The sequence below is a fragment of the Chryseobacterium sp. JM1 genome (assembly GCF_000737715.1).
Lineage (GTDB): Bacteria > Bacteroidota > Bacteroidia > Flavobacteriales > Weeksellaceae > Chryseobacterium.
Genome location: NZ_JPRN01000009.1, coordinates 62,438 through 86,744 on the forward strand (window position 1 = coordinate 62,438; position 24,307 = coordinate 86,744).

General features: G+C 38.9%; 17 protein-coding genes. 7 read left to right on the plus strand and 10 right to left on the minus strand.

From position 1 onward, the window contains the following. Nucleotides 1–7: 7 nt before the first annotated feature. The 3 genes from IW22_RS15345 to IW22_RS15355 form a co-directional block, all read right to left on the minus strand. Nucleotides 8–3,148 (minus strand): efflux RND transporter permease subunit, encoded by a 3,141-nt coding sequence (locus IW22_RS15345; protein ID WP_034728036.1) that lies wholly within the window; start codon nucleotides 3,146–3,148, stop codon nucleotides 8–10. A gap of 9 nt (nucleotides 3,149–3,157) precedes the next feature. Beyond that, a complete protein-coding gene (locus IW22_RS15350) occupies nucleotides 3,158–4,303 on the minus strand; it encodes an efflux RND transporter periplasmic adaptor subunit (protein ID WP_034728039.1) in 1,146 nt (381 codons plus the stop codon). 240 nt (nucleotides 4,304–4,543) lie between these two features. Beyond that, nucleotides 4,544–5,461, minus strand: coding sequence for a helix-turn-helix domain-containing protein (locus IW22_RS15355; protein WP_034728043.1), 918 nt, complete (start codon nucleotides 5,459–5,461; stop codon nucleotides 4,544–4,546). A gap of 461 nt (nucleotides 5,462–5,922) precedes the next feature. Between IW22_RS15355 and IW22_RS15360 the strand changes: the two genes are divergently transcribed. Both IW22_RS15360 and IW22_RS15365 read left to right on the plus strand, forming a co-directional pair. Further along, complete coding sequence (locus IW22_RS15360; RefSeq protein WP_081873960.1) at nucleotides 5,923–7,998, plus strand: phospholipase D-like domain-containing protein; 2,076 nt, start codon at nucleotides 5,923–5,925, stop codon at nucleotides 7,996–7,998. A 13-nt stretch (nucleotides 7,999–8,011) separates the two neighbouring features. Beyond that, a complete protein-coding gene (locus tag IW22_RS15365; protein ID WP_131401741.1) occupies nucleotides 8,012–8,995 on the plus strand; it encodes a hypothetical protein in 984 nt (327 codons plus the stop codon). A 3-nt stretch (nucleotides 8,996–8,998) separates the two neighbouring features. Here IW22_RS15365 and IW22_RS15370 read toward each other — a convergent pair whose 3' ends face one another. Together IW22_RS15370 and IW22_RS15375 are read right to left on the minus strand one after the other, a co-directional pair. Continuing rightward, nucleotides 8,999–9,745 carry a metallophosphoesterase gene (locus tag IW22_RS15370; RefSeq protein WP_034728049.1) on the minus strand — a complete coding sequence of 249 codons (747 nt, stop codon included), beginning with the start codon at nucleotides 9,743–9,745 and terminating at the stop codon, nucleotides 8,999–9,001. 70 nt (nucleotides 9,746–9,815) lie between these two features. Further along, nucleotides 9,816–11,204 carry an MFS transporter gene (locus IW22_RS15375; RefSeq protein WP_034728050.1) on the minus strand — a complete coding sequence of 463 codons (1,389 nt, stop codon included), beginning with the start codon at nucleotides 11,202–11,204 and terminating at the stop codon, nucleotides 9,816–9,818. A gap of 142 nt (nucleotides 11,205–11,346) precedes the next feature. On the opposite strand from IW22_RS15375, the gene IW22_RS15380 reads away from it, so the two are divergent. Next, nucleotides 11,347–11,817, plus strand: a complete 471-nt coding sequence (locus IW22_RS15380; RefSeq protein ID WP_034728283.1) for an Lrp/AsnC family transcriptional regulator — start codon at nucleotides 11,347–11,349, stop codon at nucleotides 11,815–11,817. Nucleotides 11,818–12,153: 336 nt separating this feature from the next. Beyond that, entirely contained in the window at nucleotides 12,154–12,921 is a 768-nt protein-coding gene (locus IW22_RS15385) for a methyltransferase domain-containing protein (RefSeq protein ID WP_034728053.1), read from the plus strand. Between the two features lie 55 nt (nucleotides 12,922–12,976). Here IW22_RS15385 and IW22_RS15390 read toward each other — a convergent pair whose 3' ends face one another. Next, on the minus strand, nucleotides 12,977–13,492 hold the full coding sequence (locus tag IW22_RS15390) for a hypothetical protein (protein ID WP_081873961.1): 516 nt from the start codon (nucleotides 13,490–13,492) through the stop codon (nucleotides 12,977–12,979). A gap of 17 nt (nucleotides 13,493–13,509) precedes the next feature. Beyond that, entirely contained in the window at nucleotides 13,510–14,562 is a 1,053-nt protein-coding gene (locus IW22_RS15395) for a hypothetical protein (protein ID WP_131401742.1), read from the minus strand. Between the two features lie 567 nt (nucleotides 14,563–15,129). Here IW22_RS15395 and IW22_RS15400 point away from each other — a divergent pair. The 3 genes from IW22_RS15400 to IW22_RS15415 all read left to right on the plus strand — a co-directional run bounded on the left by IW22_RS15400 (nucleotide 15,130) and on the right by IW22_RS15415 (nucleotide 20,277). Beyond that, nucleotides 15,130–16,302: a T9SS type A sorting domain-containing protein gene (locus tag IW22_RS15400; protein WP_165571896.1), complete on the plus strand. Its 1,173-nt coding sequence runs from the start codon at nucleotides 15,130–15,132 to the stop codon at nucleotides 16,300–16,302. A gap of 306 nt (nucleotides 16,303–16,608) precedes the next feature. Further along, nucleotides 16,609–17,130, plus strand: coding sequence for a DUF6252 family protein (locus IW22_RS15410; protein WP_131401743.1), 522 nt, complete (start codon nucleotides 16,609–16,611; stop codon nucleotides 17,128–17,130). 21 nt (nucleotides 17,131–17,151) lie between these two features. Beyond that, the gene (locus tag IW22_RS15415) at nucleotides 17,152–20,277 is read left to right on the plus strand and encodes a T9SS type A sorting domain-containing protein (RefSeq protein WP_034728065.1); all 3,126 of its coding nucleotides are present in this window, start codon (nucleotides 17,152–17,154) and stop codon (nucleotides 20,275–20,277) included. Between the two features lie 97 nt (nucleotides 20,278–20,374). On the opposite strand, the gene IW22_RS23715 is transcribed toward IW22_RS15415, so the two are convergent. Genes IW22_RS23715 through IW22_RS15430 form a run of 3 tightly spaced genes read right to left on the minus strand, consistent with a single transcriptional unit; the run spans nucleotide 20,375 to nucleotide 24,215 of the window. Then, nucleotides 20,375–20,959, minus strand: coding sequence for a hypothetical protein (locus IW22_RS23715; protein ID WP_051891261.1), 585 nt, complete (start codon nucleotides 20,957–20,959; stop codon nucleotides 20,375–20,377). Between the two features lie 30 nt (nucleotides 20,960–20,989). Continuing rightward, a complete protein-coding gene (locus IW22_RS15425; protein ID WP_034728066.1) occupies nucleotides 20,990–22,900 on the minus strand; it encodes a DUF262 domain-containing protein in 1,911 nt (636 codons plus the stop codon). Beyond that, the gene (locus tag IW22_RS15430; RefSeq protein ID WP_034728068.1) at nucleotides 22,893–24,215 is read right to left on the minus strand and encodes a DUF262 domain-containing protein; all 1,323 of its coding nucleotides are present in this window, start codon (nucleotides 24,213–24,215) and stop codon (nucleotides 22,893–22,895) included. The genes IW22_RS15425 and IW22_RS15430 overlap by 8 nt, the downstream gene beginning before the upstream one ends. Nucleotides 24,216–24,307: the final 92 nt, after the last annotated feature.

A 24,307-nucleotide genomic window follows, 5' to 3' on the forward strand; every position in this document is an offset into this window, starting at 1 on the left:
ATTTGGATTAATATTCCCAGTCGGCTTCTGTTATTACTTTTCCGCTCATTCTTTCATGTAAAGCCTGGAAGACTACAAAAAGCACCGGAACCACAAAGATTCCTAAAACAGTTCCGAAGATCATCCCGGAAACCGCTGCATATCCGATAGAATGGTTTCCTAACGCTGACGGTCCTATGACAAAAAGCAATGGAAGAAGTCCCGCAATAAATGCTAATGACGTCATCAGAATCGGACGCAGACGCGCTTTGGCACCTTCTACTGCAGAAGCGATAAGGCTTTTCCCTGCCCTTCTACGCTGAATGGCAAATTCTACAATCAGAATCCCGTTCTTCGCTAACAGACCAATCAGCATCACCAAAGCAATCTGAACATAAATATTATTGGAAAGATCTGCCATCGTAATTCCTACAAATACTCCTGATAAACCTACAGGAATAGCGATCAGTACAGCAAACGGAAGCACATAACTTTCATACTGCGCCGATAAAAGGAAGAATACAAACACAATACATAATCCGAAGATCATCACCGACTGTGAACCTGCACTTACTTCTTCACGGCTCATTCCTTTATAATCGTAGGTATATCCCGGAGGAAGCACCTGCTTGCTCACCTCATCAATAGCGGCCATCGCCTGTCCCGTACTGAATCCCGGAGCCGGCATTACGGTTAAGTTCGAAGAGTTGAACAGGTTGAAACGGTCTACCACTTCTGCACCCGTCACCTGTTTTAAGCTAACCAGCGTATTAATAGGAACCATTTCTCCTGAATTATTTTTAACAAAAATACCGTTCAGTGATTCTTTGTCTTCTCTCATTTCCGGAGTAGACTGAACCAGTACTCTATAATATTTCCCGAATCTGTTGAAATCCGAAGACTGAATACTTCCGTAATAGCCCTGCATCACGCCCAATACATCAGAAACATTAACGCCAAGCTGAGCTGCTTTTACCTCATCTACCAACACTTCAAACTGTGGATAGGATACATCAAACGTTGTAAATGCCACTGCCACTTCCGGTCTCTGCATCAAGGCTCCCATCATTCCGTAAGAAATATTTCCAAGATTCTGAAGCTCGCCGTTTGTACGGTCCTGAAGCACAAGCTCCATCCCGCTGGTATTTCCGAAACCGTCTACCGTAGGTGTATTGATGACAAGGAAATTCGCTCTTTTATCCTGGGAAAGTGTTCCCTGAACCTGACCGATAATGTCATTGATATTGCTTACATTTCCTCTTTGCTCTGTCTTTTTAAGTTTAACGAAAATAGAAGCCGCCGAAGATGACATAGATCCACTGAATAAGTTCAGCCCGTCCACTGAAATCACTTTTTCTACTGCCGGATTTTTTATCAACAGGTCTTCCGTATCAGAAACTACTTTGGTCGTTCTGTCTTTCGAAGCTCCCGGCGCAAGATTAGCCGTTACGATGATAAAACTCTGGTCTTCATCAGGAATAAATCCTTTAGGTGTCGTCATCGACATCCATGCGAACAAACCTCCAAACCCAACAATGATGATTGCTGCCACCCATTTTCTCTTTAATAAAAACAGGATCGCTTTTCCATAACGGAAGGTCAGTTTATTAAAACTTGCGTTAAAACCGGCAAAGAAGCGGTCTTTGAAATTCATTTTCTCATGCGTTCCCGGATGATGCTGTTTTAAAAATATAGCACACAAAGCCGGACTCAATGTCAATGCATTAATCGCTGAAATGACAATTGCAATCGCCAGTGTTAATGCAAACTGCTGGTAGAATAATCCTGTAGAACCACTCATAAAGGCTACCGGAACGAATACCGCAGACATAATCAGCGTAATCGAAACAATAGCTCCTGTGATTTCACTCATCGCCGACATGGTCGCAGCCCTTGGGTTAAGCTTTTTATGTTCCATTTTAGCATGGACTGCTTCCACGACGACAATGGCGTCATCCACCACAATACCAATGGCCAGTACCAGGGCAAACAACGTCAGGATATTAATAGAAAAACCAAACAAATTCATAAAGAAGAACGTTCCCACAATAGACACGGGAACCGCAATCGCCGGAATCAGTGTTGAACGGAAATCCTGCAGGAAGATATACACCACGATGAATACCAGGATAAATGCCTCAATCAAAGTATGAATTACCTGATCTATAGACTGGTCCAAAGCTTCTTTCGTCGCATAAGGAATTTCATACGCCATTCCTTCCGGGAAGGATTTTTCAAGTTCTTTCATTCTTTCCTGAAGGGCGATCTGTACCTCATTCGCATTAGATCCTGCCATCTGGAAAATTGCCATCGTCACCGACGGCTTTTTGTTGAAATTAGAAGAAACGGTATAGCTATACGCCCCGAATTCTACTTTGGCAACATCTTTTAATTTTAAAACAGAACCGTCGCTCAGTGCTTTAATCGTAATATTTTCATACTGCTCAGGCTCTGTGAATTTTCCTTTGTAGCGCAGAACATACTCCATGGCTTCCTTGCTTCTTTCCCCGAATCTTCCCGGCGCTGCCTCAAGGTTTTGAGTCTGGATCGCCCGTGAAACATCTGCCGGCGTAAGATTGTAAGAGGTCAGTTTATTAGGATCAAGCCATACTCTCATGGAATAATCTTTATTTCCGTATACCATGGCATCTCCTACTCCTTTTACCCTTTTCAGGTCGGGAACGATGTTGATTTTAGCATAGTTTTCAAGGAAAAGGTCATCCATCTTACCGTCTTTGCTGGTTAAGGAAACCATCGCAATCATACTGTTCTGCCTCTTCACCGTTGTGATTCCGGCCTGAATAACTTCTGCAGGAAGCTGGTTCGTCACCTGCGCTACCCTATTCTGTACGTTAATGGCAGCCTGATCCGGATCTGTACCCAATTTAAAGATCACAGTGATACTTAAAGTACCGTCGTTACTGGCTGTGGACGTAATATAGTCCATATTTTCAACCCCGTTGATAGCGTTTTCTAAAGGCGGTGCTACGGATCTCGCAATCGTTTCCGCGTTGGCTCCCGGATAGGCGGCCGTTACCATCACGGTAGGCGGTGCGATATCAGGAAATTTTGTAATCGGCAGACTGATCATACCGACGATACCCAGAATGACGAGCAATACGGAGATAACCGTTGCCAGTACGGGCCTTTTTATAATTGTTTTTAACATGATTTTTTCTTACGCTTTTTTCGGTTGAGCATTCTTTTTCTGAGCGACTACCGGAGTTCCCGGCTGCAGTCTGTCGAAACCTGTTACGATATACTCGTCACCCGCTTTTAATCCTTTTGATATGATGAAGTTATCACCCGCTTTTCCAGTGACTTCTACCGGAAGCATCACTGCTTTTCCTCCTTTGATGGAGAACACAAAGATCTTATCCTGAATGGTTCTCGTAGAAGCTACCGGAAGAAGAACGACGTTGCTGTAAAACTGATCCATTACGATTTTTCCGGTATTTCCGCTTCTCAAAAGGTTCTCCGGGTTGTTGAATTTCGCTCTTAAAGTGATGGAGCCTGTGGTTTTGTTGAACTGTCCTTCCACCGCATCTATTTTCCCGGTCTGTGCATATTTTTCACCTCCGGAAAGCAGAAGAGAAACTGCAGGTGTATTTTTGATGATCTCATTGATATTACTTCCTGCCTGTTGTTTCTGGAAGCTGTTAAAATCATTTTCACTCATGCTGAAATAGGTATACACCTCATGAATGTCAGATAAGAGTGTGATCGGATCCTGATTGGAAGGTGTCATTAAACTTCCCAAACGGTAATTGAATCTTCCGATAAACCCACTTACCGGCGCTTTGATCGTGGAAAAATTAAGATTAATCTTTGCGGATTCAATGGCAGAAACCGACTGACTTACCGCTCCTCTTGCAGCGTTGTAACTGGCTTCCGCTTCTTTCACCTGGATATCAGAAACCATTTTGTTTCTTAATAATTCCTTTTTTCTGTCGAGATCAATTTTAGAAGTGGAAAGATTGGCCTGTGCGGTGATCAGGGCTGCCTGAGCACTTTTCATCTGCTCGCGGAAGATCTGGTCTTCTATTTTGAACAGAGGCTGTCCCGCTCTCACATAATCTCCTTCATCTACGAAGATTTTGCTTAAATATCCGGTAACCTGTGGTCTGATTTCTACATTGGAAATTCCTTCCACGGAAGCTGCATATTCTCTGGAAACAGAAGCGTCTCCCTGCTTCACTTTTTCTACCGGAAGTTCAGGGGCCTGCTGTTGGTAAGCCTGGTTTTGATTATTTTTCCTGCACCCTGTAAAAACGATCAGCGAGAGGAAAAGTATAGTTGATTTTTGGATAAAAAATCTCTGCATAACAATATTCCTTTTAAATTTACCGGGCAAAATTCGCCCTAAAAAAATTCAATCGAAATATTCAAAAAACTCCTTATTTTGTCAAAAAGACTCCTTATTTCTTAAAACATGAGAAATGTCACTATTTACCTTTAATAGAATATATAAATAACATAATTCCATTTTTTGTATCAGAAAACAGTGTTTATTTAGCAAAAAGACATCAATTTCTAAACCAACAAAAACATAAATCATTGATTATCAGTACAAATCATCTTTTTTATACTCCAAAGGTGACTTGCCTACATGTTTTTTAAAGAATTTGCTGAAAGACGCCTGATCGGAGAACTTCAGCTGTACAGCTACATTATTGACATTCAGGTTGGGATTCCTGAGAAGAAGTCGTGCTTCTACAGCCAGTACCTGATGAATAATATCTCTCGGTGATTTGAACATGGTTTTATTGATCACTTTAGTCAGGTATTTCCGGCTGATACAGAGTTTGTCGGCATAGAACTGTACATTATGTTCTTCTTTGAAATGTTCCCGGACCAAAGTAAAGAAACTGGTCGTCAGCTCATCTTCACGATGGGTCACCTGATGCGGTTTTTCAATCTTTTTGAAATAGTTGTCAATCTCATAAATTACCAGCGAAAAGTGATGCCAGATCATTTCATTGAAGTAATAATCTTCCTTTTCCGTGTTGTTCAGGGTTTTCAGTTCATCGAGGTGGAAATTCATTCTCCGGTACAGATCAGGTTCATTTCTGATAATGTGGGTAGGATCTGATGAAAGACTTTTCAGGACATTATTTGATTTATAATTAAACCCGGCATCAGAAATAAAGTCCAGGGAAAAAAAGATGTATTTCGCCCTGTAATCCTCTGAAATCATATCTACCCAGAAGATTTCTGAAAAAGGACAGAAAATCACATCCCCTTCAGACACGTCATAGCTTTTGTCATCCAGCCTGAACCGGATACTTCCCTCCTGCACCATAAAAATGCAGAAATAATCTGAGCGGTACGGTGTATTGAGCTTGATGAGATAATTCGCCTTATCAATTTCCATGACCACAAATTCTTTTACCCTGAGATCAAATTCTACGTCCCGGAGAAGTTCTTCAAAGGTAAACAGGGAGACAAATTCTGAGGGGTCTGCGGTGGACTTTTTCGCCATGAAGGATGGATTAGACTGCGAAATTAGGGTATTTGAGTGAAAGAGGCAAAAGAGGTTTGAGAGTTATGAGTTTCGGGGGATGTTTTGGTTGCTGGTTTTTTTTGTTGCTGGATGTTAGTTGCTGGTTTGTAATCATTAAGCTAATGAATTCAGCATCTGATGTCTAAAAGTCTTTGTTCTTTTCTCCTTATTCTCAACTCTATATTCACCATTCACTTGCGAAGCAAAATTCACCATTGACGTTTTTAATTCAAATTGCAAGTCCGATGTCTGAAACCCGTCTCTTATTCCAAACTTATATTAATTAAAGAAACAACTGAAGTTTATTTTTTTCAAGACTATTCATTGATTTACGGGAATCCGTAAAAATCAGGTTTTTAATGTTTTTAATTTTGAATCGTTAATAAAAGTGACTGAAAAGACATAAGATCAAAAAAAAGTTAAACGATATAACCTTACCTATGAATACAATGATTCAAGATTCTATTTCCAATACTGATGAGATCCTGGAAAGAATAAAATCGGAACTGCGAAATGCAAAATCAGAAATACTTATTGCTATGGCCTGGTTTACGAATCAGGATCTGTACACCATTATCCGGGAAAAACTGCATGAAAATGTAAAAGTTTCTCTTATCCTCTCAGATCAGCCGGATAATGAAAAACTGGATTTTGATATTCTGGTCAGCCAGGGTTTAAACTTTACAAAAATAAAAAATATAGGCTATGGAATGATGAACCTCAAGTTTTGTGTCATTGACCGTTCTATAGCCATTTCAGGTTCATACAACTGGTCCAACAACGCCAAAAACAATCATGAACAGGTTTTGGTGACTAATTTCCCCAAAACGGTACACGAACTCATCGGAAGCTTTTCCAGGATTAAAAACAGGATTGAAAAACTGAACAGCGGGCTTAGCATGGAAGAAATTGAAAGAGAGGAAAAAGCATTCACAGAAGCCCCCTTAAGCATGATGAAAACGGAAGCAAAATCAACACCTCTGAACTTCCAGGAACAGTCTCTGAAGGAGTTTAAAGATGTTCTGGACAATATTATCGCTACGGAAGTAGGTTCTTTTGACAAAAGTCTTTTAAAGGAAAACGCATATCAGAGAGCTTTTGAAAATCAGGGTGACCACCAGGTGCTTCCTCAGGCGATGGACAGTTTGTATTCGAACTTCATCAATGAAATAGAAGTGATCACGGAAAAGAAAACCAGACTGAAAAACAGGATTGAAGAGCAGCTTAAAGTGAGCATCAGCAATGTAGAAATGAAAACTCAGAATGAAACCGATACCTTACATTACAATCTCACTTCTGAAACCCAGAATATTGAAGATAACATCCGGGAAACCGAGAAAAGTATGGAAGATAAAAAGCACAGTATTGAATCTAACGTAAGTATTAAAATTCCTTTTATCCAGGACAAAATCAATGGGTTGGCACAAAAAATAAACGAATTGAAAGTTGACTTTGTAAAGCCTCCCGTGAACTGGCCGCTTACTATATTATTAAGCTTCATTACGCTGATGCTCGTTTTGTATATTTTTATATTCTATTCTTCAGTAGCGTATATTTTTATCTTTTCGAAGGAGGACATTACTGCTGCGCTCAGAAAAGGTTTTGTGACGGAAATGCCGGAAGTTTTTAATGCTCATGCTATAACAAAGATCTGGAACAAAGGCGCCGGGGGAATATTATTTCTTTTCCTATTCGTGAGTATACCTCTCGCTCTCGGGATGCTGAAGCTTATCAAACCGGAGAGTACGGATATTACAGATCCTGCCACCGGCGAGCAGAAAAGGAAATCAAAAACTATTCTTTTTCTGGATCAAAATAAAGGCTTACTGCTGATCTTTCTCGTAGACTGTTTTATTGCATATAAAGTGGCCAAAAACATCAATGATATTGAATACCTTATTAACCAAACAGATCAAAAAGCGACATTCTCAGAAATTGTTTTTTCACAGAACTTTTTACTGGTTTTCACTTTGGGAACGCTAAGTGTTTATCTTTTCGGTCTTGTGCTTGATAAACTTTACCATTCTTATCACAAAAGAACCAAAACCCACCATCAGGAAAAAACAGCATTCATTGTAAGCAAGCTTGAAGAGGAAAAAGAAGAGCATCAGTTACAGGTAAACAGTTTAAAAGAGGAAAATAACAAACTGAACGGTGATATCCAGGGGTTGGAAAGAAATAAAGCTACGATGAATAAGCAGCTTCAGGATCTTCCTATACTGACCAACACCAAAATAAACAATCTGAAACAACTCCTGCTTACATTCAGGGAAAAGGTGGAAAATCTTGCACAAATTTATAAAAGTCAGGTTGACAATGACCGACTTCCGATTTCAAAACCAGAAATGGAAAACAGGGTGAATATCTTCATGGAAGGCTGGAGCAAATATCTGTACGAAATCTATTCTGTGAATAAAGCGGAGATCAAAACCACAGAAGCCATCAGGGAATGTGAAAACTGGCTGAATATCATAGCATTTAATGAAAATTTCGCATCAGAAATGTCTCAAAACTAATCCAAACCATCAGATGAAAACAAAGACAAAATCAATATCCGGTATTCTGAAAGTATTATCTATACTATTCATTACATCCTGCTGCAACAAAGAAGATACTTCACTACTTAAACAGGAAAATTTACCTAAAATTTACGACTATAATGTCTTAATTGTTCCGGATCTGTCGAACAGAATTAATCCTGAAATACACCCAAAACCACTGGGTGACACCTTATTGATCAATACAATTGCTGATCACATCAACGATTTGCTGAAAATAAAAGGCAGGCAGATGAACCAGCTGGATGTTTATAAATTTGACTTTATCAACCGGGGAATACTCAATCAGCATATTGCCGACACGGAGCATATGGAAATCAATTTCAGAAAATTCAAAAACAAGTCACAGGATGCATCCCATTACAAAAGATATGACCTGAAGACAGATATTACATCCTTTAAAAATAATATTGCGAAGGTGTATGAGTATTCACTGGGCCACTCTGCCGGATCGGATGTATGGAATTATTTTAATCAGAATATCAAAAATTCGATGATCAATGAACCTGATAAAAAAGTCGAAATTGCAGAAGATGAATTTGTCATTACAGGCACCAGAAATATTGCCGTTCTATTTACGGATGGATATATTGAGAGTGCCAACAACAGTTCCGGATTTAGATTAGACCAGGATCTTATAAAAAAAATCAGAAGGGAATTCGTAAGCAGCGGTTCTGTTGATTTTGAAAAATTCATTCTATCAAAACCAGAATACCTCATAAGGAAAACCTCAGACCTTAATCAGCTCAATGTTCTTGTATTCGAAATGGTGGACCGTTCTCTGGATAAAAACGGAGCAACAACCGTACAACCTACAGATTTTGAGATTATGAAAATCATCTGGAAAAAATGGCTGAAAGATTCCGGTGCTGCACAAGTGGAAATCTATCCGGCATTGACCAATAAAACAGAGGCTTATGAGGCATTAAAAAAGTTTATGGAAGAAATCCACTAACCATTATATCTCAATAATCAGCTCTTTTTCATAGCCATTATATTTTTCATCGATATAGCCATGTGGATTACAGATCACTTCAGTTTTCCCAATGGTGTATCTGCATGGCGTATGGATGTGCCCATGAATCCAATATAGAGGCTGATGTTCTGTAATAAAATCTTCCAGATTGGAGGCATAAGCAGAAGTCACAGGATCTTCTTTGTATTGTTGCGGAACAGACTGAATGCTGGGTGCGTGGTGGGTAACGACAATATTTTGTAAGCCCGCAGAATTTTCCAGGCTTTCTTGTAACCAAAGCTTTGAGAACTGATGAATTTTAAATGTATCAATAGTCCTCATCTTTGAATAAGAAGGATCCCGTCTGATCTTTTTATAATCATTCATTACCGGCTGGCAGACCATTCCGTGGTATATAGGATTTCCGAAAATAGAAAAATCCGTCCACAGCGTGGCTCCGTGAAAACGAACGCCGTCAATATCCACGGATTCATTTTCAAGAACAAATACGGTTGAGTCTACCGCAGCGTGTTTGATTTTATCGAGCGTTTTTGGGTAAGACCCTTTGTAATACTCATGGTTTCCCAGAACATAGATGATGGGTTTATCTTTTATTTTTGATTTGATCCATTCAATACCTTTGGTCCCAAGATTAACATCTCCGGCTAATGCGACAACATCTGCCTGATCAAAACATAAATCAGTTGATCCGAATTCCTGATGAAGGTCGCTGATGATCTGTATTTTCATTCTGCTAAAATAAAAAGAACCGACACAATATGCCGATCCTTTTTCATATAGTTTGTATATTTTAATCCGTTTACGAAACCGCAATTTCCGTTTCTCTGATTTTTAAACTTTTAAAGATAAAATACAAGAGCATCCCAAGAGCCAGCAATGCATAACCTGCCAGAATAATTAAACTCAAATCTCCAACCGCATATTTTGACGGAAAGATCTGACTCATCAAAGTCATGAACGAAAGTCCGATACCCGCTCCCAGAAAATAACTGGTAGAGCTCAAGCTTGATGCCACCCCGTAGTGAGAAGGTTCTACATCCTGAATTCCCATCACCGAAAGTGCCGTAAAACAGAAGGTCATTCCGATCCCTGAAATGCATGCAGCTCCCAGTAAAACAACGGCCAGCGGATGTCCTGTATACACAGCAATCAGTAAGGATAAAGCTCCGGCCAGCATAAAACTCCAACCGAATACACCCATTTGGGAAGAACTCAGTCTTTTAGAAACAGAAGGCAGTATAAATTTCGCTGCCAATGCAGACATAATACTGAACGGCACCAGCATCAGTCCAGCCGAAGCCGCACTGTGTCCCATATCTTTCTGAAGCATTAATGAAATAAGAAACAAAAATCCTATGAAAAACGCTCCTAATGTGAGGAAAACGGCATTAGAAATCACTAAAGACCGGTGTTTAAATATCTTCAGATCAATCAGTGGCTGAGCTACAGATTTCAATCGAATAAATACAGCAACTAAAAGCAGAACAGCAAGTACCAGAGAACCGATAATCATTATGGGATTCTCTTTGATATGAATCAATTCATGCGTTCCGTAGGTAAGACTTAATAGTCCGAAAACAAGCAGCATTCCTGAAACGAGATCTGTTTTTTGTCCGGCCTCGCTCTTTTCATCCGCAGGCAGATACTGATACGCAAAAATCAGAGTCAGTAAAAGAATAGGAACATTGATCAGGAAAACCCAATGCCAGCTCAGATACGTACTGATAATTCCTCCCACTGAAAGTCCGCTTCCCGAACCGATGGCAGCAAATGAACTGAAAACCCCGATCGCCCGGTTACGTTCCTGCTCACCTCTGAAGGTATTCGTCACAATAGACAAAGCGGAAGGCATGATCAAAGCCGCTCCCAATCCCTGAAGGGCACGGAATATGGCTAAAACTTCAAAACTCTGCGAAAGTCCGGCACCCAAAGAAGTCAGCATAAAGATAAGAGCTCCGATCAGGAATACTTTTTTACGTCCAATCTGATCGGAAAGCTTTCCGCCAATGATCAGAAAACCTCCAAAAAACAATACATACAGGGTTTGTAACCACTGTACCGTTTCCGCTCCAATATTGAACTGCTCCTGAATAGAAGGAATGGTTAAATTAATAATGGCAATATCCAAAGCCTCTACAAAAGTTCCTACCGATGCTAAAATTAATATTAAATTTTTCCTTGTACTCATAGATTCAAATTTCCTGCAAAATTAATTCTAAAAGAACATATGTCAAAATTTTATGTTAAATTTGGAACGAATTATTAATTTAATAAACTTAAAAAGAACAAACGCACTATAACCCTTCATGACAAGCTTAAAAACAGAACAAATGACTGCAGAACAATATACACCCGACGAAAAAGACCTTTCCATCCTGCGTTTGCTACAGAAAGACGCTAAAATGAGTGTCCGTGATATTTCCGCCAGGATCAATTTAAGCCCCACACCCACGCACGAACGGATCAAGCGGATGGAAAAGCTCGGAATCATCAAAGAATACACTGCCGTAGTTGACCGTAAAAAAGTGAATAAAGGCATGATGGTGATCTGCATGATCGCTTTAAATGTTCACAATAAAAAAACAGCAGGAAAATTCATTGAAGAAGTCGGTAGGCTGAAAGAAGTCGTAGAATTTTACAACATCAGCGGGGATTTTGATTTTATGCTTAAGATCCTTGCTCCGAATATGGATGACTTCCATGAGTTTTTTGTCAATAAGCTTTCTGAAATTGAAGGCATCGGGCAGACGAAGAGTATTTTTGTAATGAACAGCATTAAGGAAAGTGTACAGATTTTGTAGGAGTTTGAGGATGGAAGCGGGAAGATGGGAGCACTTTTAGTCTGTCAATAAATCCTAAGACTTTTCATGTAAATTATTTAGCTTAACCTGACATTCAGGCTAACTTACGTTTTCTATCCATGTCAAGGTTTTGAACCTTGACATGGGTTTTCCAAATTCAGGTTCATTTAATAAGCTTTAAAAATTCAATGAAAACTGGAGTGATTACCCTTTCTCCTTCCAGTAACTTCCCGCTCCCATCTTCCCGCTTCCTTCTATTAAGAATCTTTTAATACTTAAAATTCTTTGTTCTATTCAGTAATTACTAAATTGAAGTCTCATTTAAAATCACTGAATATGCCTTGGAATCCTGATGTTTACAATCAATTTAAAGATATCCGTTTTAAACCGTTTTACGATCTTGCCGAACTGATCACTAACGAAAAAGAGATGAAAGCAGTAGATCTGGGCTGCGGAACGGGTGAACAAACGTCTATACTTACGGACAAACTGACTCATGCCACCTTTACAGGAATTGATTCATCTCCTGAAATGCTGGAAAAATCTAAAGCGCTGGAAAATGAACGCCTACACTTCAGGATCGCAACAACAGAAGATATGCTAGAGGCTGATGAAAACTGGGATCTTATCTTCAGCAATGCAGCTCTCCAATGGTCCGACAACCATCAGGAACTTTTCCCTAAACTTATTTCCAAACTGAATACCGGCGGTCAGCTGGCTGTACAGATGCCTTACCAACCAGGAAACACGCTGAATATTATTCTTTCCGAACTGGCGACTGAGGAGCCTTTCCGTACACAGCTCAATGGCTGGAACCGCCCGTCTGCCGTGCTTACCATCGATGAATATGCACAGATTTTGTTTGAGAATGGTATTGAAGATCTGAATTTATCACAAAAGGTGTATCCTATTATCGCGGAAGATCATGAAACTTTATTCAAATTTATCTCCGGATCAGCTTTAATTCCTTATTTGGAAAGACTTGACGAGGAACAGCAGACCATCTTTACGACAGAATTTAAACAGCGTATTGAGAAGAGCTTCCCGAAACTTCCTGCCATTTATGCGTTTAAAAGAATCCTTCTGTATGGAAGGAAAAAATAAAAAAAGCCCTGCGTATCATTCATGCAGGGCTTTTTTGAACAGTTTGACACTGTAATTATTTCCAGTAATTCCAAACGGTTCCGTCAAAGACAGCAAATGTTTTACTGGCAGTATCATAACAGATCATTCCGGGATACGGATTTTTCACGTTGAGATGGGGCGCCGATATTTTAGGAAGAATCATCGCTTTATCCGGTGATTCCAGGACGAGTACTCCATCTGCGCTGCCACCCTGAGTGCCGATCACTACTCCATTACCGGTTTCATCCGAAGTATTAACGGAAACTGCAGATGAATTCCCCGTATCACTTAGAGGTTTCCATATATCATTTTCGTATACCTTTATTTTATCGTCTGATTTGTCGAAAACAAAGGTTCCGTTTGCCGGACTGCCTGTCGGAAGTCCCTGTGTAGCAGGAAGAATTATACCTTTTGTATTCGTTGGAGTATTGTTGAAATCCAACACTGTGCTGTTGCCGTCAATCGTTTCTTTTTCTATAGCTATCTGAGCGTAAAAAGTATTAAAAACTATTAATGCGAGGACTATACTTATGTTTTTTATAGGTTTCATATTATTCACGAATTAAGTTAATCATTACAGCTTCTTTCGATACATTTCCATTGGGTTCCATTGTAGAGTTTTACACAATGGTCCTGAATATCGTACACCAGCATTCCCTCTTTCGGCTCTGCAACGGCATCTCCCAACTGAGGTGTCTGGCTTACATGCTGTACCCGGGTAATAACGAAACCTTTCGTTTTTGATTCCAATGCGAGAAAACCATTTGGAACATTTTCCGGCCAGGCAGTCGTTTTTTGCTGTATGGTGATTCCCATTTTAGTAAAGCCGTCTGGCGTCCCCAAAGTTGCAGGTTTGGTACAGTAATCATCTAATTCATGAACAATCTCATCTGCGAACCCGCAAGCGAACTTATCTTCAGGAAGCCCATCAGGCCACAGGGTTGGACATGAAGCTTTGGTAGCATTAGGTCCACAGAAGCTCGCATTTCCAGGCAACAATCCTGTTACGGTATCCATGGCGATGGCTACGATCTGACTGTCATTACTGAATATGGAAGTTCCTCCTCCACTCACCTGTGCTTTTGCAATACAATAGGCTTTTCCCAAAGGGGCTCCCACATAATTCACAAAAGGATAAGTGGTGGACTGCTGGCTGAATGTTCCGCATATTTCCACAACACTGTAGGTTCCCATGTCAATCGTTGACATTGATCCCGGAAATGTTCCTAAAAATGTAGGATCTCCCTGGGATACCGATCCTGTAAGCGAAAGATAGGCTTTTGTTCCCAGCTTTATTTTTGAGTTTTTCTGACTTCCGAAAACCCCTATCAGAATCGAGCCTTCTGATTTTACACTTCCTGTATCACCAATTTCCAAACTTCCATTCACCGTAATTCCTTTTACGATAAGTGCAGCTCCCGGCTGGATGATCAAAAGTGCATCCTCAGGAATCATAATATCATTAACTAAAGTAAGGTTTCCGGTAAGACAATAGGTTTGCCCAGGATTCATGGCCTGGCCTGTATAAGCTGTACATTGCGCATCCACAATGCCGTAAAAAAGAGCCATTAACAAGAAAATGAATTTCTTATTAATGGCACTAAAATTTAAATTATCCATATGATTTTATAATAAATTAGTATTTTTTACATAATATAAAGAGGGAAAAATAAAATTCTACATCACAAAATCACTGAACAAGATGCATACCAAAGTTCGTTTTCCATCCCTTATCTGCTCTATTATTTTTTGAATTAAACAAACCTATTTGGCGGCATAGAAGGCACTTAAATGGTGGTGAAAAAAAATGATTTTTATTTTTGAAAACTATATCGTTGAGTTGTATAATTTAATATGAAACATAGATCATCTAAAAAGGTAAATAAGAGGATTTCACTTTGGAGTATTTAGTTTGAACACTAAAAATCGAAACTATGGTTATCAGGTCTGGACTAACAATTTTCCACCAGATGTTTAAGTATTCCCTTTATTGAAAAGGTTTTTCAGTAAATTAGATTTTACAAATAAAAGCTATAGAAATTACAAATAATACAAACTATTCCTTTTATCACTGAATTTTAATCATCAAAAGTACATTTTAAATTCACATAGAAGTGATTAATATAGTTTATGGTTATAATATTTCCTACATTAGTGATAACTAAAAACCATCAAAATTCAAAATTTATGAAAACATCACTATTATCCATGAAAAATGGTCTGACAGCTGCTATGCTGCTTTTAACAGGAATTGCAAGTGCACAACAGTGGCAGGTTACCGGAAACGGAGGAATCACTCCAGCCAATTATGCCGGCACGGTAGATCCAAGGCCATTTTTTCTCAGAACTAACGGGGCTTCGTCCAATCCGGGGCAGGCTATTTTAAACGAGACAGGTTCATTCATTGTTGACGCAGTTAATAACTCTAATGTTGCTAAAGTAAAAGGAAGTATCGTCAACGGTATTTCCAATGTTTTGGGTTCACAGGCCAGCAGTTCCTTAGTGAGCGGCTGGGAAAACGACCTTAGCAATGGCGGAGGAGCCAATATTATTGGCGGACAGGCCAATGTGGTCATGAATAATGCCGGAAAGTCTGTAGCATTAGGCTGGAAAAACATTATCAGAAACTCAAACCAGTTTGCATTGGGCGTAGGCATCGATCTTAAAGATGTGTATTCCGGCGGATTCGGAATTGATCTGGCAGCTACCGGAAACCGTTCTTTTGTGATCGGATCCGGAACAGGAAGTGCGAAACTGACGAATAATATTCCGCTGTCTATTATGTTTGGTTTATCTCCTACTGCTACTATGCTGATCAAGGATAAAAGTGTAGGTATTCTTACACTCTCTCCTACGGCCAATTTCCATACGGTAGGAACGGTAAGATTTGAAAGTCTGCCAACAGGAAGTGGAAATGCCCTGGTTGTAGATGTCAGCGGAAATGTAATGGTTTCAACTACTCCACTCAGCAAAACGGCTGCTTCCGATGAAACGATCCAGCTGCTGGAAAACCGCATTAAAAATCTTGAAAACACCGTAGAAGAACTGAAACAAATGCTTTTGAATAAAGGAACTTCAACAAGCCTTACCTCTTCAGATGTCGCTCAGCTTTCTCAAAATGTTCCCAACCCTACCAGAAACGGAACGAACATCAGCTACTACCTTCCCGATCATGCAAAAACAGCATCTATTGAAGTCTACAATATCTCCGGTCAGCTGGTGAAATCCCTTCCTCTTCGTGAGAGAGGAAACGGAACCATTAAGCTTTCAGGTTCTGACCTGCCATCCGGTACCTACGTCTATAAAATGACAACAGACGGAAAAGTGACAGGTTCTAAAAAAATGGTTATCCGGGATTAGATTCTTGATATATTATTTTCAAAAATGCAGTCGATGAGATTTTATATTTCACCGACTGTTTTTTTTTGTATCTGAAATGGATCAGACTTATTGATCTAACAAATCTCCGGTTAATTCCCACAATATGAGACAATAAAGAAAAAATTTCAATGTAAATAAATGCAATACTGGTCATTTTCCCAGTAACAAAGGGCCAAAAGTTAAATATTTTTATATCTTTAAAAAATATTTCCCTTATGAATGAAATTTAATTTTAACAGATTTGGGGAATGCTTTATATTTAAAACATCATATAACCTGAAAGCTATGAAGAGTTTTTTACTCACTCTTTCTCTCATAGGAATTTTGTCCTCATGCAAGGATAAAAACAATGATCCCGATCCTATACTTCCGCAGGCCACACAAACCGGAGCAGATACCGGAGGTGCATTGGTAAACGGAAAAATATGGGTTTCCAAAATTGAAAAATCCACCGTTGCCGCACTGGGAAATAATACGACCTATGAATTTGTGAACAATGAGTACTCACTGAAAATCCATTTAAGAAATGCTGAAAACCCATCCGGGAATACCATTCAGATAGTAATGGTGAGCGGCCAGGATTTCGGGGTTGGAGACTATCCTTTAACTGAAAATGATCACGGGTTGTATTACCATTCATCCCAAATGTATTCTACGGATCATGACAATATTGGAATTTTATCCATCACCAAATTTGACAAAGCCAATAAAATCATTTCAGGAACCTTCAGCTTTAAAGCCAAATACTATTACGACGGAGATACAGTAACCATTACTGATGGCCGTTTCGACAGAAAATATCAATAATTTTTTTTAACTAATACCTTTATGAAAACAAAAGTTTTTCTCTTTATTGTATCCTTATCGGGATTCATTGGTTTCGGCCAGACCAAAAAAGTCATCCCCAGGGTCAGGGATATTCAGGACAATACCCTGCAGTCTGTTTTTGCCAATCTGGAAAAGGACAGAATTCCCAACGGCCTTCTTCTGGATGCAGCGATAGAGTTCGCCAATCTTAAAAAATACGACGGTACGATGCCCGACAGCTCATATACCAGCTCTAAACTGGTAGCCGATATATACAATACGGTCCTTATGAGCCGTCTTTCTGCCAACGCCAGCATCACGCATACTTCCGACGATCTTGTTTCTCAATGGAAAGCGGAACAGCAGATGGATATTATTCCTCTTGGAGGCGTTTTCTACAAGTACAGCCAGTTTTCACAGGCTACTCAGCAGAATGCGCAAAATACAGGAGATCCGGGTACTTTAACCGTTAACAACGGCACGGTACAGGATAAATATGTGAACGGAGTATGGCAAAATCCATATGAAGAAAAGTATGTACTGGCTCTTTCTCCTTCCGTATCTTCTCACAATAAGCTTAATTTTAAGATTAAGCTTCCTAACAATCTGTTTCTGACGAATCAGACTTCACAGATCCAGAAAATTGAATATAAACTAAGTGATCAGCTTCCTTATGAGCTACTGCCTTACAACCAGTTGATTAATGTAAGTTATGCTGCATTGGGAACGTATCACTGGACCTTCAAGCTTACTCTTAATTCAGGAGAAGTACTGTATACCCATACCCAATTTACAGTCAATGGAGACATGGGGAAATATGTGGATACTGCCATGGAATCTAAAAACACGAACTTAGGTCAATACACCAAGAACGTGATTTTTAATGGTGCCAACAGAGCTACGATGTACATCAAGCTTGCTCCGGGACATACCCAAATTACCAAACCGCTTATTCTAGCAGAAGGTTTTGACATGGGTGCTATTGTCGCTCCAACACAGGAAGCTGGTCTGACGAATATCGATACTTTTATTTCAAGTCTTTGGGGAGGATCCTCTTCACTGTATTTTGATATTAATAACGGTTATGATATCATCTATGTAGACTGGAATAACGGTGTAGATTATATACAGAATAACGCAGCCCTGCTTTCAACAGCTATCCAATGGGTGAATGCAAAGAAGTCCGGAATGGAGCCTAACGTAGTGATCGGGCAAAGTATGGGTGGCCTTGTAGCCAGATATGCATTGAAAGACATGGAGCAAAAAGGAATCCCTCATGTGACCAAGCTTTTTATTTCTGATGACAGCCCGCATCTGGGTGCGAATATTCCATTGGGAATGCAGTATATGTTGACTAATGTTGCAAGAGCTTATATCAGGACTCCTTTAGTGGCGGGAATCGGAGAATTTATTGTTCCGATGTTTAATCAGGGGATCTCTATCAATGATGTTCTTACTTTGACGGATACTCCTGCTGCCAGACAAATGCTCATCAATTATGCTGACCGTAATTATCAGCTTAACAATACGATCCATGACAACTGGCAAAACGAGCTTAAACTTAAAGGTTATCCTCAGCTGACCAGAAATGTAGCCATATCTAACGGCAGTGAGTGTGGAACGGATCAGACTCTTTCCAATTTACTTCGTCTTTACAAAGAAACCAATAAACAGCATTTATTCTCTGATATCATAGGCGCATTAGTGGGAGTAGCCACTAACCGTCTGGATATGATTTTACTGTCATCTGTTCCAGGAAGCTCTAAGTATGTATTTGACTTCACGGTACGTCCTATGACACAGCTTAATGCCGGAACACAGGTGTACAACGGAAGCATTAAATATAAAAAGAAAGTCCTTTGGCTGATCAATGCTCAGGTAACCTTACTTGGAGGAAGCAGAACACAGCCGGGAGGTATTCTTCCTATAGATAAATATGGAGGCGGTAAATTTAAACTGGCTCAAAACCAGCTGCCATCATACGTAACTGAGAATCTTACCACCACTCCATTCAGCTTTATTCCTACGCCAAGTGCACTGGATTACAAATCAGGAAATACCGTTTTAACAGAGGCAGATTATCAGAGACCATTCTCTCCGGTTGATGACGCTGCGAATGTTCCTTTCGCGAATTTTGTTGCAGAAAAAGTAGATGCCAATCAGGAACACATTACTTTCAGCGCAAGAAACGGGCAGTTTATCCTGAACCAGCTTTCAACAAATACGGCTGTACAGAATCAGAAAATTACTTCTTCTTATCTGTGCGGATCCAAAATCAAGATCGGAGGAGATGCCGCATCATGTGGAGCTACCCCTCTTACGTATACTACAGGTTTTGCACCGTCTATCTCGTGGTCTATCATTAACGGAGCAGGTCTTGTTGATATCAATGGGCCTACCGATCTGCCTCAGATTACTTTCACGCCAAAACCATATGCTAACGGAAATGTAAGACTTCAGGCATCACTTTCCGGAGACGGTGCCAGCAACAGTGTCACAAAAGATGTTTGGATAGGTGCCCCAATGGTTTATATGCAGAATTACTGTACAGATCCAAGTCAGACCATGTGTTATTTACAGGGGATTACGACTTCTTTCCCGGTAGGGTCTACGATATCTTTAAGCCTTGATGCCGCCGGATTAGACAGTTCAGACCACTCAGGAAATACCTGGGAATGGGAAAAAGTAATGGGTAACTTCAAATTTGTAAGTTCTCCTTACGTAGCCGATGTTCAGAACAACGGAAACGGAAGTAAAGGTAAAATGGCCAATCTTCAGGCAACAGGAAGTAACAGTACCCTTGCCTTCAAAGGAAGAGCCAAAAGTGCGTGCGGATGGGGTCCATGGAAATGGTTCTACTGGAATATCTATTCTTCCAGAATGATGCAGGTAGAAAACTATTTCACGATTTCTCCCAATCCGACAGACGATATCATCAATATCTCTTTACTGGATCCAGCCAACACATCTGAAATCAAAACCGATATTCAGGCAGAATTATACAATCCAACAGGAAACAGAAGCGGAAGTCTTAAACTGAATAATTTCAGAGGAACGATGTCTGCATCGGGTCTACTGCCAGGTGTATATACTTTAAAAATAATCTACAACGGAAAATCTGAAACCCACCAGATTATTAAGAAATAAAATGTATTAATACAATGTTTTATATGAATGGCAGCCTTGAGGCTGCCATTTTTTTTGGTCATTTATTAAAAAGTCTATAGATAAGCTATATTACGTTTTACTGCTTACCTATGATAGGATGATACTCTTCTCTTAAGGATTTTTCTACGTAAGGAACTATGAAGTCATAATTTTTTACGTCAAGTTCAATAGTAGACACCCTGAACTCCAGTCCATGAAGATTTGTTCTGTGTCTTAGCTTCATCGCATACGTCTGTTTTTGTGGTGACAAATCTATATGTTCCCGTATTCTACAGTAGATATTCTTATTTTTTCCGATATAAATAGGAAGCCACTGTTCTTTAAACACTTCTCTGACTTTTAGCCTCTTTTGGATTGTACTGGAAGAAAAGAAAGAATCCTGCTTCTTCTTTTTCCAGGCCTGTGCAAAGTTTTTTATCCTCGTTTCCCTTCTTACTCCTGCATTTAAATACGTATCAAGATTTAGCTCAAACATATAAAGTCCCTGCTTTTTCTCTTTTTTCAAAAACAAAGAAGAATCAAAATCATCGGAAAGCGTAAAACAAACTGCATTCTCTGTATCAAAACGGATATCTGAAATGTGTTCTTTAAGACTCTCTACATGCATTGTTATATCTCTGTCGAATTTTGTGATGACATCCTGATAATCATTTATTTTCATGTTATTTATCTTTTACAGTTTTTAATTCTTTTACTCAGTATAATGACTTTCTAACAGACCAAGCATCTCGGTCTCATGCTCTCTAAGCGTCTCTTTTAATCCGGAAAAATCATAGGACACTGTATCTTTCTGAAAATTAAAATCCTTAATAAGATCATTTTCTTCCAGTTTTTCAAAAAGTTTTTTGAGTTTTAAAGGCGGGTTTTTCATACCATTCAAATACTTAAGCTTGTCATTCAAATGATCATCTGAGAACGATGAATTCTCGGATACAGACAGTAAAGTGAGATTTCCGAACGTATGGATATCAATCTCTTTTTCATCAAAATCGTCATGCTTACTCTGAGGCAAAACATGTTCTACTGAACTTCGTGATGTAATTTTATAATTGGGATATTTCACCCGGTTATTCTTCCAGAGAAGATATTCCAATTTGTAAAACCAGTACCTCTGTATTTTTTCAAATTTAAAATCCTCTGCTTTCTTAAAATCTTTTCGTCCACACTCTAAGGAAACATTTTCGTTAAAGTAAGATGCGTAAATTTTGAATGCATTTACAGACCCGGATAAAGCATTATCTATAATTTCAAGACGTTTTAAATCATCATCTTCGTTTTCATTATTCAGCAGGAAATCTATGTATAATCCCAACCAAAAATGTTTTTTATCCCAATTGCTGTGATATAACATTCTTTGAAGCTGTTCAGACTCTTTTTTCCTGACAGAATATTGATGTTCTTCCTCACTTTCCTTCACACTGACATCTAATAGTTCAAACCCATTATCTTCAAGATCCTTAAAGATAATATGCCGATCCATCTTATTCTTTACTTCTCTCAAAACAATGATGAAATCCGCTGCAATCTGATGCCGTATATCTTCCTGATTATCATCGCTGATCATCTTTCTGAAATTACCGAACACCTTTAGCAACTGTTCTTTATCAAATATCTCGGGACCCTCAATACGATATTGGCTACCATATTTTTTCTGAAAAATGTATAAGGTATGAATGAGCAGTGTATTAAAATCTGTCATATACTCATAGTGATAATCCTGTGTTACGTCCTGTTTTTCATCTTCCTCATTCTCATCTACAGTTTCACAACTACTGGTCATTACATCCTGTATAATATCTTTCAATGCAGTCTGTGAAGCATGATCTTCATTATATTTAGACTCAGCTTTAGAATAGTACAGCAGCGTCATCTTATCCCATATTTTAGCAAACTCTATCCTATGTCCAGGAAGTATCGCATTGATTAATTCAGACTTTAAGATATCATAATGCTGCAATTGTGTACCATTGGTATTGATCTGAATAAAAAGTTTATTTTCATCGCTCCCTGCTGGTGCCGTTAAAAACTGAAAACTCACTTTTTCCAGCAAAAATTCAATAGAAATATTTTGTTTACGGTCTTTTATCCAGTTTTCAATAATCGAGAAAGCTGCTGCTATATTTCTGTTTTGTTCCAGTTCCGGTTTGAGCTTTTTATCTCCACTCTTTTCTGACAGCAAATGATCTATTTCCCAAAACCGTTTCCCTTCTACCATCTGCTCATGAGATCTAAGCAGCTCCTCCAGATACAAATTCGTATGTTTTCTAATTGAAAAGCTTAGTCTGGGCTTATAGCCTATACCGCAGAACTGAAGCAAATTCCTGTACTGCCCGTTATGTTGATTTTGATGAGCCAGATAAAGACACAGAATCCATAATGTCGTAAAACGCTGTTGTCCATCTATCAAATCATAAATCCCACCATTATCAACGGCAATAATATTACCAATAAAATATCCCGGATCTTTCTGATTTTCTAAAAAATCTTCCAGAAGTCTTTCGATTTCTTCTTCTCCCCAACAGTATGGTCTCTGATACACCGGCACATTCACCGTATAATCAAAATGAATCAGCCGCTTAGCAGCAATTTCAAACTTACACATTATCAATTTGTTTATTCGTTAAAATATCTCTGAATTCATGATAGAAATTCCCCACAACACCTTCTTTATGATCTTTACTAATTGATAAATTCCTGTATTTCTTCTTTTTGCAGTACGTAATAATTTCAGCCTCATTATGAGAATAACAGATCCGGTCAAGAAGTTTTTCTCCCTGTTCAAAATTATGTACGATTTTCTTGGTCACTGGTTTCGAAAGTCTTGTGAAAAAACACACTTTAAATAACAGCTGGGCCATACCCATGAAGTTTCTATCTTCAATAAAACCTTCTCCATATCGGGAAATCAAAGTAATTAAAGCCATCTGATAATATTCATAATTAAATTCACATCCACGTAGCTTTTTAATTCTATTCAAAATGTCTGAATGATCTGAATTTAACTTCTCCTCAAGACGGTCCCAGATTTCACAATAGTATATCAGGTAATGGATGGTATTTTCCCCCTTGTACAAGGGCTGTCTCACTTTATAATTTGGAGCGTCCACGGTAAGCTTTCCCTTTGACAAACGGGCTTCCGCGAATTTGTAATCTTCATCAGGCAGCATGTCTTCATACGCAAATTCTTCTGGCAGCCTCAGCTTCCATTCTTGGAAATTATGTCTTGGAAATTCTCTGAACTTAATCCCTTGCCAATATCTGGCTTTTAACAGCAGTTCAGACATCTGGTTCAGTTTAGCAGAATCAAACTGATAATACTCTAACGCTATAGCCTTTTCTATCTGCTTCGATTTCTCCAGAGCCTGCAGATGAAACGGTTTGATAATATCGATTCCATCTAACCGTCTGCCCGATGTATTCAAAGTCGTGTAAAATTTAAATGCCTGATCCTGAGACTCTGCAATAATATAGGTGATATTGATATCAGAAAAATCAATTCCATTATATGCCCCGGTCAACTTCAAACCATCAATATGATCTTTAAGAGAAGAAACATTCTTTTTAATATTATTTCTGGAAATCTCTGATTGTACACAAAAATTATCATTTAATCCCACACTTTGTTCCTGCAGATGGGCCAAAATCAACAGGCTAGAAATTCTTTGTTGCCCGTCTATAATATCGTAAGTTTTCCCCTCTTTATTCTTAACCAGAATGACCGTCCCAAGATAATACAACGGACATTTATTTTTGTTTTTTCGTGAATAATTTAACAAATCACTATAGAGTTTGATGATCTGTTTTCCGGTCCATACATAGGGTCTTTGATAATCGGATATTTTCAATTTAAATTGATTAAAGAAATCATCAACAGTTAAAGACCCCTGCTTTTCTATTTCAGCAAGGCTTTCTATCATATTTTCATCTTGAGTTTTTCATTTAATATTATACAGATTTCTCAATGAGAAGCCTGAGTAGTCTTAAAGTATAATTTAGATATTTCTATTAG

What these genes read in the sequence shown, in the direction of transcription:
- IW22_RS15345 (WP_034728036.1), bottom strand. Translation starts at nt 3,148, where the DNA reads ATGTTAAAAACAATTATAAAAAGGCCCGTACTGGCAACGGTTATCTCC.
- IW22_RS15350 (WP_034728039.1), bottom strand. Translation starts at nt 4,303, where the DNA reads ATGCAGAGATTTTTTATCCAAAAATCAACTATACTTTTCCTCTCGCTG.
- IW22_RS15355 (WP_034728043.1), bottom strand. Translation starts at nt 5,461, where the DNA reads ATGGCGAAAAAGTCCACCGCAGACCCCTCAGAATTTGTCTCCCTGTTT.
- IW22_RS15360 (WP_081873960.1), top strand. Translation starts at nt 5,923, where the DNA reads ATGAATACAATGATTCAAGATTCTATTTCCAATACTGATGAGATCCTG.
- IW22_RS15365 (WP_131401741.1), top strand. Translation starts at nt 8,012, where the DNA reads ATGAAAACAAAGACAAAATCAATATCCGGTATTCTGAAAGTATTATCT.
- IW22_RS15370 (WP_034728049.1), bottom strand. Translation starts at nt 9,745, where the DNA reads ATGAAAATACAGATCATCAGCGACCTTCATCAGGAATTCGGATCAACT.
- IW22_RS15375 (WP_034728050.1), bottom strand. Translation starts at nt 11,204, where the DNA reads ATGAGTACAAGGAAAAATTTAATATTAATTTTAGCATCGGTAGGAACT.
- IW22_RS15380 (WP_034728283.1), top strand. Translation starts at nt 11,347, where the DNA reads ATGACTGCAGAACAATATACACCCGACGAAAAAGACCTTTCCATCCTG.
- IW22_RS15385 (WP_034728053.1), top strand. Translation starts at nt 12,154, where the DNA reads ATGCCTTGGAATCCTGATGTTTACAATCAATTTAAAGATATCCGTTTT.
- IW22_RS15390 (WP_081873961.1), bottom strand. Translation starts at nt 13,492, where the DNA reads ATGAAACCTATAAAAAACATAAGTATAGTCCTCGCATTAATAGTTTTT.
- IW22_RS15395 (WP_131401742.1), bottom strand. Translation starts at nt 14,562, where the DNA reads ATGGATAATTTAAATTTTAGTGCCATTAATAAGAAATTCATTTTCTTG.
- IW22_RS15400 (WP_165571896.1), top strand. Translation starts at nt 15,130, where the DNA reads ATGAAAACATCACTATTATCCATGAAAAATGGTCTGACAGCTGCTATG.
- IW22_RS15410 (WP_131401743.1), top strand. Translation starts at nt 16,609, where the DNA reads ATGAAGAGTTTTTTACTCACTCTTTCTCTCATAGGAATTTTGTCCTCA.
- IW22_RS15415 (WP_034728065.1), top strand. Translation starts at nt 17,152, where the DNA reads ATGAAAACAAAAGTTTTTCTCTTTATTGTATCCTTATCGGGATTCATT.
- IW22_RS23715 (WP_051891261.1), bottom strand. Translation starts at nt 20,959, where the DNA reads ATGAAAATAAATGATTATCAGGATGTCATCACAAAATTCGACAGAGAT.
- IW22_RS15425 (WP_034728066.1), bottom strand. Translation starts at nt 22,900, where the DNA reads ATGTGTAAGTTTGAAATTGCTGCTAAGCGGCTGATTCATTTTGATTAT.
- IW22_RS15430 (WP_034728068.1), bottom strand. Translation starts at nt 24,215, where the DNA reads ATGATAGAAAGCCTTGCTGAAATAGAAAAGCAGGGGTCTTTAACTGTT.